Origin of the sequence: Pseudomonas sp. JL2 (assembly GCF_031570495.1) — a bacterium.
GTDB classification, from domain to species: Bacteria; Pseudomonadota; Gammaproteobacteria; order Pseudomonadales; family Pseudomonadaceae; genus Aquipseudomonas; species Aquipseudomonas rhizophila.
The window spans coordinates 100916-115854 of sequence record NZ_JAKUDH010000015.1; the positions used below are offsets into that span (position 1 = coordinate 100916).

At 61.3% G+C, this 14939-nt stretch carries 12 protein-coding genes; 6 read left to right on the top strand and 6 right to left on the bottom strand.

Translation table 11 applies throughout. From position 1 onward, the window contains the following. Positions 1 to 230 precede the first annotated feature (230 nt). Positions 231 to 749, top strand: a complete 519-nt coding sequence (locus MKS85_RS19210) for an Hcp family type VI secretion system effector (RefSeq protein ID WP_047228526.1) — start codon at positions 231 to 233, stop codon at positions 747 to 749. 313 nt (positions 750 to 1062) lie between these two features. Here MKS85_RS19210 and MKS85_RS19215 read toward each other — a convergent pair whose 3' ends face one another. From MKS85_RS19215 to MKS85_RS19235, 5 genes are all read right to left on the bottom strand, one after another. Beyond that, the gene (locus MKS85_RS19215; RefSeq protein WP_171061341.1) at positions 1063 to 1233 is read right to left on the bottom strand and encodes a hypothetical protein; all 171 of its coding nucleotides are present in this window, start codon (positions 1231 to 1233) and stop codon (positions 1063 to 1065) included. Between the two features lie 31 nt (positions 1234 to 1264). Beyond that, entirely contained in the window at positions 1265 to 1507 is a 243-nt protein-coding gene (locus MKS85_RS19220) for a hypothetical protein (protein WP_047228527.1), read from the bottom strand. Positions 1508 to 1572: 65 nt separating this feature from the next. After that, positions 1573 to 2646, bottom strand: a complete 1074-nt coding sequence (locus tag MKS85_RS19225) for a lipocalin-like domain-containing protein (protein WP_188251342.1) — start codon at positions 2644 to 2646, stop codon at positions 1573 to 1575. Next, on the bottom strand, positions 2636 to 5101 hold the full coding sequence (locus MKS85_RS19230) for an FtsX-like permease family protein (RefSeq protein ID WP_223194429.1): 2466 nt from the start codon (positions 5099 to 5101) through the stop codon (positions 2636 to 2638). Before MKS85_RS19230 ends, MKS85_RS19225 begins: the two co-directional genes overlap by 11 nt. Next, positions 5101 to 5769 (bottom strand): ABC transporter ATP-binding protein, encoded by a 669-nt coding sequence (locus tag MKS85_RS19235; RefSeq protein ID WP_047228530.1) that lies wholly within the window; start codon positions 5767 to 5769, stop codon positions 5101 to 5103. Before MKS85_RS19235 ends, MKS85_RS19230 begins: the two co-directional genes overlap by 1 nt. A gap of 247 nt (positions 5770 to 6016) precedes the next feature. Between MKS85_RS19235 and MKS85_RS19240 the strand changes: the two genes are divergently transcribed. Continuing rightward, positions 6017 to 7936, top strand: coding sequence for an acyltransferase family protein (locus tag MKS85_RS19240; RefSeq protein WP_188251344.1), 1920 nt, complete (start codon positions 6017 to 6019; stop codon positions 7934 to 7936). Positions 7937 to 8974: 1038 nt separating this feature from the next. On the opposite strand, the gene MKS85_RS19245 is transcribed toward MKS85_RS19240, so the two are convergent. Further along, complete coding sequence (locus MKS85_RS19245) at positions 8975 to 10726, bottom strand: sulfatase-like hydrolase/transferase (protein WP_188251345.1); 1752 nt, start codon at positions 10724 to 10726, stop codon at positions 8975 to 8977. 378 nt (positions 10727 to 11104) lie between these two features. Between MKS85_RS19245 and MKS85_RS19250 the strand changes: the two genes are divergently transcribed. The 4 genes from MKS85_RS19250 to MKS85_RS19265 are packed head-to-tail and all read left to right on the top strand — an operon-like array spanning position 11105 to position 14924. Beyond that, positions 11105 to 12469, top strand: coding sequence for a UDP-glucose/GDP-mannose dehydrogenase family protein (locus MKS85_RS19250; protein ID WP_047228533.1), 1365 nt, complete (start codon positions 11105 to 11107; stop codon positions 12467 to 12469). Continuing rightward, positions 12466 to 13536, top strand: a complete 1071-nt coding sequence (locus MKS85_RS19255) for an NAD-dependent epimerase (RefSeq protein WP_107322257.1) — start codon at positions 12466 to 12468, stop codon at positions 13534 to 13536. Before MKS85_RS19250 ends, MKS85_RS19255 begins: the two co-directional genes overlap by 4 nt. After that, entirely contained in the window at positions 13533 to 14279 is a 747-nt protein-coding gene (locus MKS85_RS19260; protein ID WP_188251346.1) for a sugar transferase, read from the top strand. The genes MKS85_RS19255 and MKS85_RS19260 overlap by 4 nt, the downstream gene beginning before the upstream one ends. Continuing rightward, positions 14280 to 14924, top strand: coding sequence for a CpsD/CapB family tyrosine-protein kinase (locus MKS85_RS19265; RefSeq protein ID WP_047228536.1), 645 nt, complete (start codon positions 14280 to 14282; stop codon positions 14922 to 14924). The last annotated feature ends 15 nt before the right edge of the window (positions 14925 to 14939 follow it).

Sequence of the window (14939 nt, forward strand, 5' to 3'; positions counted from 1 at the left end):
GAAAAACCGGAAAGCCGAATGCGTAAGAAGTTGCGCATCCGGCTTGCCAACTACGCAACTCCCCGCGCGCATTCCTCTGTAGCCGGAGCGCTCATGGACTGGCGATTATTCCCAACCTATTGATATACATAGCTTTTATAGAAGCTGGCATAGCTCTTGATAACCGTCAGGCCACCTGGGGACGATTCCCTTCCCAGGTCCCTTTAGTTATCCCGCAAGGAGAGCATCCATTGGCTACCCCCGCTTACATGTCCATCGAAGGCACCAAACAAGGTCTGATCACTGCCGGCGCCTTTACGGCCGACTCGGTGGGCAACACCTACCAGGAAGGTCATGAAGATCAAGTCATGGTGCAAGGCTTCGAGCACCAGGTCATCATCCCCCGCGATCCTCAGTCGGGTCAGCCAACCGGCCAACGCGTGCATAAACCCCTGGTCATCACCAAGGTGTTCGACAAGGCCTCGCCGCTGCTGCTGGCGGCCCTGACCTGCGGAGAACGCCTGACCAAAGTCGAGATCCAGTGGTACCGCACCTCGGCGGCCGGCACCCAGGAGCATTACTACACCACCACTCTGGAGGACGCGATCATCGTCGATATCAAGGACTACATGCTCAACTGCCAGGACCCGGCGAACGCGCACTTCACCCATCTGGAAGATGTGCACTTCACCTACCGCAAGATCACCTGGACCCACGAAGTCAGCGGCACGTCGGGCTCCGATGACTGGCGTTCACCGGTGGCCGGATAGTCGTCGATAGATATTGATTCAGGATGGTGTTCGCCCAGTGCGACGGCCTCGGCATTCCATGCACTGGTAAAGAGCCTGACACTGGGCGAACGGGCATAATAATAGTGGAACTTGCAAAATATGTCCGGGAGCTTGTTTAAATAATTATTTATCTTTAGTCGTCATTATTAACGCCCAATCAATAACAGCTATACAAACAGCTATACAAAATCCAACAGCAGTATAAAAAAACATATCCGCTACGCCGAACAAGACCGGGCAAGTAAAGCAGCATTAACAAATGCGTTTTCAAGACCGCGCGGTCTATCAATCCTCAGCCCTGTCGCGCGGTCTTTTGTGCATCCGTCTCCCCCGCTTCAGTATCGCCTTCCTGCTGTTTGCGTTTAGCCGGATCGTTGGGGCGCAGGGCGTCGTTGTCACGCTCCACCTCACCCGGCATCGCCGGCTCGTCTGGATTGTGCGACGTTTGATCACTGGGTTTCATGGCGAACTCCTTGGTTTTTCGGGCCTGCGCGTCAGGCGTCAGGATCGGCGACTTCTTCAGCGACGTTGGCGTCGGGTGAACGATGGTGCAGTTGTTCGGCCTTGGCCTTGAGTTCCTGCCACTGTGCCAGGTCGATAGCGCCCTGGCCGAACAGGTCATCGGCCACCCGCATCAGCTCGGTGAAATGGACGTCGGGCGACTGCTGCCAGTAGGTCTTGTCGTCGAACAAGCGCTGCCAGTCGGCCAGCGAGGGAAGTGTGAGGTCATCACTCATGACGGACTCCTCAGAGGCATTCATAAGGTATGAGGGTCGACGTTCCCGGGGAGTTCCGGCGATTCTCAGTAGCCCGTCATTTCCAGGTAACCGTTGCCGCTGTGGCTGCCGCTCAGGTGCACCGGCCCTTCCCAATAGGGAATGCGCAGGTTCATCCAGGCGTTGGGGTTCAAGGCATCGGTGGTGATGTCGAGTCGCTTGCCGGGGATCCTGATCGTCCAGCGCACCGGCATTGAGCGCCCGGCAACCTCGGCGGTGTCCAGTGGTTCAAGGCTGATCTGCCCGGCATGCAAGGTTTGCGTCTGGCCTTGGGCATCGATCCAGGTGCCCGTGAGGTATGGCGCCCCCTCCTTGTGGCGCATGCGGTAGAGCATCACATGCTCGCCGCTGTCCAGGTGCAGGGAAAACCAGTCCCAGCCCGTCTGGTTCGCAGTCAGTGGCTGGCTGCTCCATTCGCGGTCGAGCCAGGCCGGGCCGCTGACCGTATAACGCTGGCCATCGATTTCCACATGGCCGCTGGCCTGGAAGAACGGTTGGCTGTAGTAGTACGACGCCTGGCCCTGTTCGGATTTCTGGCTGAACCCCTTATCGCCCTGTAGCACCAGCGGACGCGTCGACGTGAGGCGCAACTCATAACTGAAGTGTGGGCCACTGGCCTTGAGCTGCATGTCCGCCAATGGATCGGTCCCCGACGCTTGTGTAGCGAACCGCCAGTCATCGATCCAGGCGTCGAAAGGAGTCGTCTGCACCCCGGCCTGCCCCACTGCGCCCCGTGCATAGCGCTCGGCGGCATGGTGGACGGCGCTGGAAGTGACCGCGGCATGACCGAGCCAGATCGTCTGGTTGCGCCAGCCGCTGGCCTGGGGCGCGGCGTTCAGGGCGCTGCGAAACAGCGTCCATTGCACACCGTAATCGCGGCCCTCGGCATCCTTGAGATTGGCAGTGACGTACCACCACTCGATGCGAAATCCCTCATGAACACCATGATCGGCGGGAAAACTGAATACCCGCCCCGGCACCACGGGCGTGAATGCGCCGGCCTGCTCACCCAGGCCGGCGAAGCCCTTCGGCGGCGGTTGCCGGTTATCACAACCGCAGAGCAGTAGCGCTATCAGCATCAAGCCCAGTTTAATCTTCATGGGCAAAGGTCCTCAGCAAATCCGCCGGTTGCGTGCGGTACAACGCATACAGCGGCCAGGCCGATGCCAGCAGCGTGGCAAGCATCGCCAGGCCCAGCAACTGCGCCAATTGCCACGGGAATACCCGCAACGGCAGGCGCCAGCCGAAGGCCTGCACATTGATTACCGCGTCCAGGCACCAGGCCAAGGCGATGCCCAGTGGCAAGGCCAGTACCAGGGTCAATAGCGCCAACAGCCAGGTCTGGCCCAGATTGAGCAACATCAACTGCCGGAGCGTTACCCCCAGCGCCCACAGCGGCGCCAACTGGCCGAGGCGGCTTTGGCTCTGGGTCAGCAGACTGATAAACAACGCCACCCCGGCCACCGCCAGCGTCAGGCTATTGAGGGCAGCGGTGGCGGCGAAGGTGCGTTCGAATACTTGCGTCGACCAGCCCTTGAGCCGCGCCTGATCGACAATTCGGCTGTCATCCAGGCTGAACCGGGCCTGCAACGCCGCCAGCAACGCCGGGATCGCGGAGGGTTCGATGCGCAGGTTGAAGCGGTTCGGCGTCAGTTGCGGCCAATGCCGCAGCAAGTGGTCGGCATTGACCAGCACATGGCCCTTGGGGTTGCCGTAGTCGGCATAGATCCCGACAAGGCGCGGCGTCCAGGGCCCCTGGGGCGTCGGGATCGTCAATCGATCGCCAATATTCACGTTGAGACGCCGGGCCAGTTGTTCGCTGAGCATCAACGTGTCACCCCCGGCCAGTTGCTCCCAAGGCTTGTCGGAAACCGACTCCAGCAACGGCCAATGCTGACGATAGGCGCTGTGATCGATGATGCCGTAGATGTCCGTCGGCCAGCCTTGCAAAGGGATCGAGACCTGCCAGTTGGGCAATATCGTGCTGATCGCCGGTTGCTCCTTGAGCCAGGTGTGCAGCTCGCCCGCCTGGGCCGGGGTTTGCGGATTGATGTACAGCTCGGCGGTCAGCCGTTGCTCGAGCCAGTCACTGAAGGTCTGGCGAAAACCTGCGGTCATGCTGCCGGCACCGATATTCGCCGCCAGAGCCAGTAGCAACGCCATCAGTGCCAGGCTCAGCGTCGGCAATTGCTGACGGCAGTCGGCGAGAAACCATTGCCCAAGTACCGAACGACTGCGGCGCAACAGCAACTTCAGCGTGCCACTGAGCAACACCGGTAAAGCCAGGGCAGCGCCCAGCAACAACGCCGTCATCAAGACAAAACCGCTGCCCAGGCTGTCACCCCAGATCAACGCCGATACCGCGAGCAACCCCGCCAATGTCGCCACCCACCCCTGGCGCCGCAGCCAGCGGGCATGGGCCTGATGCCAGGCCTGGGGATTGGCCAGCGCCAACAGCGGCAGGCGCGCCGCCCGCAGCAAACTGTCGGCGCCGGCCAATAACGCGCCGAGCAAACCCAAGCCCACGCCGCTGAGCCACCACCAAGGGCTGAGGTTCAGGTGGCCGGCCACTTCGGCGCCGTACAAGCCGCGCAGGCTCGCCGCGACATCGGGCAACAACAGACTCGCCAGCCAGTAGCCGCTGAGCACTCCTGCGATTGCGCCGAGCAAGGCCAAGGCGCCCAGTTCGAGGGCCAGACTGGTGACCAGCAACCGCGCACTGACGCCACAGGCCCGCAAGGTTCGCAGCAAGCTGCGGCGTTGTTCCAGCGCCAGGCCAATGGCGGCGTGAACGATGAACAACCCCACCACGAAGGACAGCACCCCCAAGGCGTCGAGGTTCAGGTGAAAGCTTTCGGTCAGGCGTGACAGATTGTTTTCTTCATCGGCGCGCTTGAACTGCAGCCGGCCGTTGAACGCCGTCGGCAAGGGCGCGTTGAACGTGGCAGGCAATAGCAAGCGCGACAGCTGGTCCGGCCGTCCAAGCACCTGCTGGGCGAAGCCGATGTCCATCAGCAGCACGCCGGGCGCCATGTCCGCCTGGACAAGCAAAGGTGGCAGGGATTGTCCATCGACCGTCCGGGGCCGGTCCCCCTCGCTCAGCCCCAAGGCCTGCAAGGTCTGCGCAGCGATCCAGGTGCGGCCAGGCTCAGTGAAAAACTCCACCACGTCTGCCATCTCCCGGACCTGCCCCGCCACTGCCGCTCCGGGGGGCAAAGACACCGGGTCGATGCCCATTAACTGCAGACGCTGATCCTCGTGCCCCTGCAGCGTCACCCGAGCCTGCAACACGGGGGACACCGGCCATCCCAGGCGACGCAGATCGACAAACCATTGTTGAGTGAAGGTGCCGCCGGGCGCACTGAGGCTGGCCTGGGGTTCGCCACCAATCAACTGGCTGGCTCGTGCGTAGCTGTCCCGGGCCTGACTGTTGAGCGCCTGCACGCCGGTGAGCAGGCTGGTGGCGAGCCAGAGCCCGGTCAGGACGCTGAAAAACTGCACCGGGTGCTGGCGCCAATGGCTGAGCAAGGCCTTGAGCGTCTGGCGGAGGATCATCACCCTTGGGCCACCTGCGCCAGACGTCCGCCCTGCAAGACCACTCGACGGCTCAGACGGGCCGCCACCCGGGGACTGTGGGTCACCATCAGCAGGCTCGTCGGGCTGCCGTCCAGCAACTCCAGCAACAGTTGCAACACCTCGTCGCTGGTGGCTTCGTCGAGGCTGCCGGTGGGTTCGTCGGCCAGCAACAAGGGCGGCCGGGAGGCCAGTGCCCGCCCCAATGCCACCCGTTGCTGCTGGCCGCCGGACAGTTGTTCGGGATAGCGGTGCAGCAGTTGCGAAAGGCCGAGCCGTTGCACCAGATGGGTCTGCCAGGCAGGGTCATAGCGACCGCACAGACGCGCCTGGAACGCCAGATTATCCTCCACCGGCAAGCTACTGATGAGGTTGAACTGCTGGAACACCAGGCCGATCTGTGTACGTCGCCAGCTTGCCAGTTGGCTTTCGCTCATGCCGTCGAGCCTGCGCTCGCCAAAGCGAATGCTGCCACGGTCGACCTTGTCCAGACCGGCAACCAGATGCAGCAAGGTGCTTTTCCCGCTGCCGGACTCACCCATCAGTGCCAGGCTGTCGCCAGGGGCCAACGTCAGGTCGATACCCTGCAGCACCGGCAATGGCCCTTGCGGCGTGGCATAGCTCTTAAATACGTCGCGAACTTCAAGCATGAAAAGGCTCATGGGTAAACGTGAGGCTCAGGATAGCGGAGTTGGGTGACGGGCAGACCAAGGATGCGCTCAGGCGACGGGCAAACACCGCTGGTCGTCTACCCCGCCTGGTTTTGCCCGACGCCTTGCAAAGCATAAATTTCCAGCTATCAATCAATGACTAATACGTGCCGTTTACATGCAGTCGGCCCATTCGTCATAAACATGACGCACCTGGATTGCCTCCTATTCAAGGACGATCGCCGACATGCCTCAAACAAAATATCGCCTCGATATCGATGGGCTTCGCTGTATTGCAGTGCTGGCCGTACTCATCCATCACCTCAACGCCGACCTGCTGCCAGGCGGGTTCGTGGGGGTCGATATTTTTTTCGTCATCTCGGGTTTCCTCATCACTTCCCAGGTGTTTTCCGAGATCAAGGGCAACACCTTTTCGCTCAAGCGCTTTTATCAGCGGCGCATCAATCGCATCGTGCCCGCACTGGTCACTGTGTTGTTGGCGAGCGTGATCGCAGGGGCCTTCATCCTTTCCCCCGCCGACCTGACGCGGCTCAACGTCAGTGCGCTGTTCTCCCTGCTGGGGGTCTCGAATATCTATATCTGGATGAAGTACGGCAACTATTTCGCCGCCGATGCCAGCGAAGCGCCGCTGCTGCATACCTGGTCCCTGGGGATTGAAGAGCAGTTCTACGTGATCTGGCCGCTGCTGATCCTGATGCTCTATCGCCTGACACCGCGTTATGTCCTGCCGGTGTTGGCCGTCGGTATCGTGGCGGCGGTGGGGCTTTCCGAATACGCCACGAACGTCTTCGCCACGGCCTCCTATTACCTGCTGCCCACACGTTTTTTCGAGCTGATGCTAGGCGGAGCACTGGGTATCTATCTTTATCAGCCACGTACACTCGGCCGGATAGAAGTGCTGGCTTATACAGCGGCGGGGTATGGGCTGATTGGTTTTTCCTTGTTTGCCCTGAGCCGGGACACCCCCTTCCCCGGCGTCAATGCGTTGATACCTTGCCTGGGCGCGGCGCTGCTGATTCTGGCCGGCAGCGGTGGAGCTCGCTCCCGCCTGCTGACCAGCCGACCCATGGTGTTCATAGGCCTGATTTCCTATTCGCTGTATTTATGGCACTGGCCGTTGATTGCCTACCTGAATTACCTGGGCATCGAGATAACCCTTTCTGTGGGCATGTCACTGGTGCTGGTGTCGATTCTGTTGTCCTGGTGGTCCTGGCGGTATATCGAAATTCCCTTTCGGCGCACTGGCGCGCAATTGCAGTTTCCCCGCGTACTGGTCCGCCGATTCATGGTCCCGGCCCTGGGGCTGGCCGTCCTGGCGACCTTGAGCCTGCAATGGAATGGCTTCCCACAGCGTTTTGCGCCTGAAGTGTCGAGGCTCGAGGCCATGGCGCTGAGCAAACCGAACAGGCTTCGCAGCGGTTGCCATATGCCCAGTGCGCGGTACAGCGCCGAACCTGATCCGGATTGCCAGCTCGGTGCACACAAGGAGCAACTGGACGGGATGATGGTGGGTGACTCGTTCGCCAATCATTTCACGGGCATGGTCGATATCCTGGCCAAACCCAACGGCATCAGATTAATGGACTACACACTGGACGCCTGCCCGCCGATTTTCGGCTATGCCACCGAGGTGTCCGAGGCGTATGGCGACCGTTGCATGGCGCGCAACGACCGGGTGTTCGAGCTGATCAAGCAGAATCACTACCCATACGTCGTGCTGGCCGGCGCCTGGCCCAGAGATGCGTCGGCTGCGCACATTATCGAAGCGAGCATCAAGCACGTGGCGAACAACACCGGCCAGGTCATCGTGATTCTGCGCAACCAGAACATCGACAATGCAGCGACCTGCCCCGTGCGCCGCTTGATGTTCGGCACCGATCGCCCATGCTCGGCACCGCTGGACGTCACCGCGCCGTATTGGGAGGGGATACGCGCCAGACTGCCCCAGGTGCGCTTTATCGACCCCAATCAAGTGATCTGCCCAGCGGGGCTATGCAGCCCGATCATGGACGGGCAGTTGCTGTACCGCGATGACGCACACTTGAATGACGTGGGCTCACGCTTCATCGGCCGCACATTGCGCGAGCTGGGATTCTCCCTACTGCACGACCCGGCCCGACTCGGCCCGATCGCCACAACCCAGTGAGCCCCCTCCCCGCAGGTTTGTGGGGTATGCAAGACCTGCGGACAACTCGGACTACTGTGGGAGATTCTATGCTGCAAGCCCACCCACCGCCTTCGCGAGCAGGCTCGCTCCCAAAGGGATTTGCGGCGGCATGCAAGACCTGCGGACAACTCGGACTCCTGTGGGAGCGAGCCTGCTCGCGACGGCGGGGGGTGGGCTTGCAGCATAGAATCTCCCACAGTAGTCCGAGTTGTCCGCAGGTCTTGCATGCCGCCGCAAATCCCGTTGGGAGCGAGCCTGCTCGCGACGGCGGGGGGTGGGCTTGCAGCATAGAATCTCCCACAGTAGTCCGAGTTGTCCGCAGGTCTTGCATGCCGCCGCAAATCCCGTTGGGAGCGAGCCTGCTCGCGATGACGGCGGCACATTCAACATCGATCCCGACCGACACACCGCCTTCGCGAGCAAGCCCGCTCCCACAGGGGATTTGCGGCGGCATGCAAGACCTGCGGACAACTCGGACTCCTGTGGGAGCGAGCCTGCTCGCGATGACGGCGGCACATTCAACATCGATCCCGACCGACCCACCGCCTTCGCGAGCAAGCCCGCTCCCACAGGGGATTTGCGGCGGCATGCAAGACCTGCGGACAACTCGGACTCCTGTGGGAGCGAGCCTGCTCGCGATGACGGCGGCACATTCAACATCGATCCCGACCGACCCACCGCCTTCGCGAGCAAGCCCGCTCCCACAGGGGATTTGCGGCGGCATGCAAGACCTGCGGACAACTCGGACTACTGTGGGAGCGAGCCTGCTCGCGATGACGGCGGCACATTAAACATCGATTCCGACCGACACACCGCCTTCGCGAGCAGGCTCGCTCCCACAGGGGATTTGCGGGGGTATGCAAGGCCTGCGGACAACTCGGACTACTGTGGGAGCGAGCCTGCTCGCGATGACGGCGGCACATTCAACATCGATCCCGCCCGACACACCGCCTTCGCGAGCAGGCGCGCTCCCACAGGGGATTTGCGGGGGTATGCAAGGCCTGCGGACAACTCGGCCTACTGTGGGAGCGAGCCTGCTCGCGATGACGGCGGCACTTTCAACATCGATCCCGCCTGACCCGCCGCCATCTCGGCCTGAACCGGGCCTGGTGTGACAATGTGCTTGAGGTCGATGTGTTTCCATTCAGGCATCGCCCCCAGCCGCGCATTGAAGCGGTAGTTGAAGGTAAAGGCGTCTTCGGTCGGCTGGCTCAGGGATTTCCCATAGGTCGCTTCAACACCGGCCGGGTCGTACCCCATCAACTGCAACAGCGTCGGGAAGATGTTGTAGTGGCTGGAGCGGTCCTTGTTCTGTGCCCATGCCCGCTGCCAATCCAGGGTCTGCAAGCGCGCGCCTTCTATGACCACCAGCGGCACAAGCCCTTCCTCCGCCACCGGATCACCGCCGCAGTGGGTATTGAGCCCAGGGTTGCCGCGCTCGTGAAGGTCCTGGCCGTGGTCGGAGGTGTAGATCAGCACGGCGTTGCCCAAATCGGCCTGCTGGAAGATCCGCCTGAAGAACTCTCCGACATTCCACAGCAAAGTGTTCTGGTAGGCATTGCGGTACAGCTCCCAGTCATGGGTCCGGCCATCAAAACCGTCACGCTGGCCGGTATCGGCGACTTCGAGAAAGCGCCCACGCGGCAGTGCGGGACGATAGCTCATGAACTCATCCGGGTATTTGTCATGCACGGGAAAATGCGCACCGAGCTTGTTCACCACCACCAGCTCGGCCCGGTCATTGCCCAGCCGCTCGATCAGTTGCGCGGCAACCGCCATGTCTCGCTCGAACACCGGGGTGCGGTCGAACTGCACGAAGTCGTCGATATCGTTTTTTTCGGTGTCGGTCATCAGGTTCTGAAGGTGACCACCGGTACGCTGGGCGTCGATATAGACCGTGCGCAACCCGGCGTTTTTAGCGTACTGCCAGATCGACGGCAACGTGCTGTTGATGCGCACGTAATCGGCCCGGGTGCCGCCGTAACGCAAGGTGACGTTGGTGTCGGCGCTGCAGTTGGCAATGGAAGCCGCGTAGCCGAAATTGAACACCTGCACCCCATCGGGCGGGGTCTTGAGGCCGGTGTGCACGCCGAACGGCGTATTGATATCAAGATAATTCCCAGCGACGCTTTCATCGATAATCAGCACAATATCATGCTCGATCGGCGATGTTGGCCGCGTCAGGCGGATCGGCTCCCGAGGACCGACGGTGTTGTGCAGGGCTTCGTAAACGAACAGATTCAGATAGGCCAGCGGTGTGTACATCACCGGCAACCCCCGTGCGCCCTCGCCCGCCCGGACGAACAGAACACCACTGAGCAACAACACGCCCAACACAGGTGCGGCGATTGGCAAATAACCGGGCAATGACACCGACCGCCGAGGCTTGAGACCCAGTCCCAGCAGCAGCAACAGGCCACCGGTGGCGGCGCTGACAATCACTTCGCGGTACTGCGAAGCCGCCTCCCCGATAAAACCACCCGAATACACCAGCGACACAAACTGGCTGTACGTCAGATAGCTATCGGTCACCCTCGTGTAAACCTCGAAAAACACCGCCGAACCAAACATCGCCAAGGCAAACAAGTGGCGCACGAAGGTCTGGCGGATGTACGCACTCATCCACAGCGCCACCACCAACACCACGAACATCGCGCCGAACAGCAACGTGGCGAATCCCAAACCCAAGGTATTCAGACGATCAAGGTAATAGTCATATCCCCTGATCAGGTACAGCACCAGCAACAGTTCCTTGAGGTATCGGAGCATGTGTTTCTCGGCGATAGGGCGGCGTTGGATAGAGGGTCGTTTTCTGCACGTTAGCAGCGGCTTTGCAAAGCGCAAGAAAAGGGACGAACGGCCAATGCGTCAAAAAAAAGTTAGCCCAAAAATGACACACTTGAAGCCAGTTAAACGTAAAAATCTATGGATAAATACCGTTCATCGCCTAGTTAAAAGCCGTTACAGCCCTTTAAAAACGGCACTTTTCTAAACCAGTCAATGACTTGATATCAAAAGGCCAAGTTCTGTCGAGTTTGCCAACAGTGACAACTGTCATTTTGCTGACACGCTTTTCTGAAGCTGCGCTATACCCCTCTAAACAGTTTCATCCGAGTTACATCAACCGTCTTGCGAGGCACGCCAAAAATGGATGTGAGCGTATTTGGTACGGGGTATGTGGGATTGATTCAAGCGGCTGCGTTGGCCGACGTCGGTCACCGTGTTTTGTGCATCGACATTGACCCCAACAAGATCCGTCAGCTGCAGCAAGCGGTGCCACCGATCAGCGAGCCTGGGTTGTCCGAACTGCTCGAAGAGAACATCAAGAGTGGCCGGCTGCTGTTCAGTGATCAGGCCAGCGATGCGGTCAATCACGGCGAACTGATTTTCATCGCCGTCGGCACGCCAGCCGATGAAGACGGTTCGGCAGACCTGAGCCATGTACTGGCGGTCACCCGCCAGATCGCGGACTTCATGGACAGCGACCGCACCTTGATCATCAAGTCCACGGTGCCGGTCGGCACCGCCGACAAGGTCGCCGAATGTGCCCATCAGGCATTGGCTCGCCGGGGCCTGCAACAGCTGAACGTGCGAGTGGTGTCCAACCCCGAGTTTCTCAAGGAAGGCAGCGCCCTGGCCGACTGCATGCGCCCGGACAGGATCATCATCGGCACCGCCGACCCGCTGGCCCGCGATCAGATGAGCGAGCTGTACGCGCCCTTTTGCCGTAACCGCGAAAAGCTGATGTTCATGGACAACCGCAGCGCCGAACTGACCAAGTACGCGGCCAACGCCATGCTCGCCACCCGCATCAGCTTCATGAACGAACTGGCCAATCTCACCGAAAGGCTGGGCGCCGACATCGAAGCGGTACGCAAGGGCATCGGTTCGGACCCTCGTATCGGCTATCACTTCATCTACCCCGGGTGCGGCTTCGGCGGTTCATGCTTTCCCAAGGACCTGCGCGCCCTGCTGCATACCGCCGAACAGAGCGGCATGCCCCTGCGCCTGCTGCGCAGTGTCACCGACGTCAACGACAGCCAGCGACACATTCTCTTCGAGAAACTGACGCAACAGTTCTCCGGCGGCCTGGCCGGCAAGTCGATTGCGATTTGGGGCCTGGCTTTCAAACCCAACACCGATGACATGCGCGAAGCCCCCAGCCGCTACCTGATGGAAGCGCTGTGGCGCGAAGGCGCTCGGGTCCATGCCTACGACCCGGAAGCCATGTCCGAATGCCGCCGCCTCTACGGCTACCGCAAAGACCTGAACCTGTGCGCCACCCGCGACGACACCCTGGAGGATGCAGACGCCCTGGTGATCTGCACCGAGTGGAAGAACTTCCGGGTCGTGGATTTCGCTCTGTTGGCCAATAAGTTGCGCGCCCGGGTCATCATCGATGGCCGCAACCTGTACAACCCCGAACACCTGGCCGCCGCCGGCCTCTTGTATCGCGGCATCGGATTGCGTCACACCGTGCCCAGCAGTCTGACCCAGGGGCCACGGGCATGAACATTCTGGTGACCGGCGCGGCCGGTTTCATCGGCGCCCATTGCGTGCTGCGGCTGCTGCGCGACGGCCATCAGGTGTGGGGGCTGGACAATTTCAACGACTACTACGACCCGCAGCTCAAGCACGACCGCGTGGCGTGGGTGAAGGACCAGGCGGGGGACTTTGCGTTGGCCCGGGTGGACCTGACCGACGCCTCGGCCATCGATGAGTTGTTCCAGTCACACCGCCCCGACGTGGTGATTCATCTCGCCGCCCAAGCCGGCGTGCGTTATTCCCTGGAGAATCCACGGGCCTACGTCGACAGCAACCTCAGCGGGTTCCTGAACATTCTGGAAAGCTGCCGTCGCCATCCGGTCAAGCACCTGATCTACGCCTCCTCAAGCTCCGTGTATGGCGCCAACCAGCGCACACCTTACTCAGTACAGGACGGCGTGGACCATCCGCTGTCGCTGTATGCGGCCAGCAAGAAAGCCAACGAGTTGATGGCCCACAGTTACAGCCATCTGTTTGGCATCCCATGCACCGGCCTGCGGTTTTTCACGGTGTACGGCCCCTGGGGCCGGCCGGACATGTCGCCGATCCAGTTCGCCCGCGCCATCGCCGAAGGCCGCGTGTTGCAGTTGTTCAACCATGGCGAGCACCAGCGCGATTTCACCTACATCGACGACATCGTCGAAAGCATCGCCCGGCTGATCGAACGCCCGCCCCATGCCACGCCACAGTGGGATCGCGATCAACCGGACCCGGCCACCAGCGCAGCGCCCTGGCGGATCTACAACATCGGCGGGCAGCACCCGGTAGCGCTGCGCACCTATGTGGCATTGCTGGAAAAGCACTTGGGGCAAACCGCCCGGATCGAACTGCTGCCCCTGCAACCAGGGGACGTGTTGAACACCTGCGCCGATGCCAGCGGCCTGGCGCGGGCCACCGGTTTTCAGCCGCGCATCGAGCTGGACGAGGGCCTGGGGCGCTTCATTGCCTGGTTCCTCGATTACTACGCCCTGCCTATCGCCGACACCGCTTGCAGCCCAACGCATGCGACCAACCTTCAGCGGAGGAGTCTATGACCCGACATGAGCAATGCATCCCTATCACCGCCCGCGGGGGCGACAAGCGTGTCGATCCCGAGCACCGCCGACGCCTGGACGCGGCCATCCATCGTCAGGGCCGCGGCTGGCTGACCGGTCGCGACGGCGGACGACCCTGGACGGTCTCACGCACCAATCGGGTGGTGGCCTGTCTCGGCGCGCTGTCGATCCTGGTACTGCTCAGCCCGCTGCTGTTGGGCCTGGCACTGCTGATCAAGCTCTCAAGCCCCGGTCCAGTGCTGTTTGTGCAGAAACGCACCGGATACCGCGGTCGGGTCTTTGGCATGTACAAGTTCCGCACCATGGTTGCTGATGCCGAGGCGCTCAAAGAATCACTGCGCCACCTCAACAAGCACGGCGCCGATGCCATCGACTTCAAGATCGACAACGACCCGCGCATCACCCCCGTCGGCCGGTTCCTGCGACGCAGCAGCCTCGACGAGTTACCCAACCTGATCAATGTGGTGACCGGCGACATGCGCCTGGTCGGCCCGCGGCCGACCTCGTTCAACGCCTACCGCTACAAGGACAACCATCTTGTCCGCCTGAGCATCTATCCCGGCCTGACCGGCCTGTGGCAGATCTCCGGGCGCAGCAACATCGACTTCGACCAGCGCGTGGAACTGGACCTCAGCTACATCGCCGAACAAAGCCTGTTGCTGGACTTGAAGATCCTGATGATCACCCCTTTCAAAGTTTTCAGCGGCCACGGAGCGAGTTAAATGGACGGTTCAACCAATATCCTGAGCATCGCAAGCCCGAGCGAGACCAACCTGACCTCAACCGTGCTTGACCCATCCATACGGATTCTGCTTCTGACGGCCGCCAACACCGGCACCGGAACCAGTACCAGTGCCATGGCCCTGGCCGCTCAACTGGCGCAGATGAGCAGCGGCCGCGTATTGCTGGTGGACGCCAGCCAGTCGCCGCGCAACCTCAGCCAGCAATTATCGCTGCACAAGGAGCGCGGCTTCAGCGACCTGCTGTTCAACAGCCTCGCACCGCCCTTGTTGCAGGACTGCGTGGTGCAGACCTCCAGCTTGCCCTTCGACGTGCTGCCCAACGGTCGTCTGGGGCGCAATGCCGAGCGCCTGAACCCCGAGCAGCTTCGCCCGCTGTTCAAGCAACTGGCCGGGCAGTATCGCTTTGTGGTGATCGACGCTGACGCGGTGTACTCGGCCTGCGACACCCTGGTCATGAGCACCCAGGTGGACGGTGTGGTGCTGGTGGTGCGCGGTGAAGACACCCGCTGGGAGGTGGCCCAGGCCGCTCGCCTGCGTCTGACCCAGGCCGGCGCCAAGGTGGTGGGCAGCGTGTTCAACCGCCGCAAGTACTACATGCCCAAGTGGCTCTACAACAACCTGTAAGCCTGCAAAAAGGAT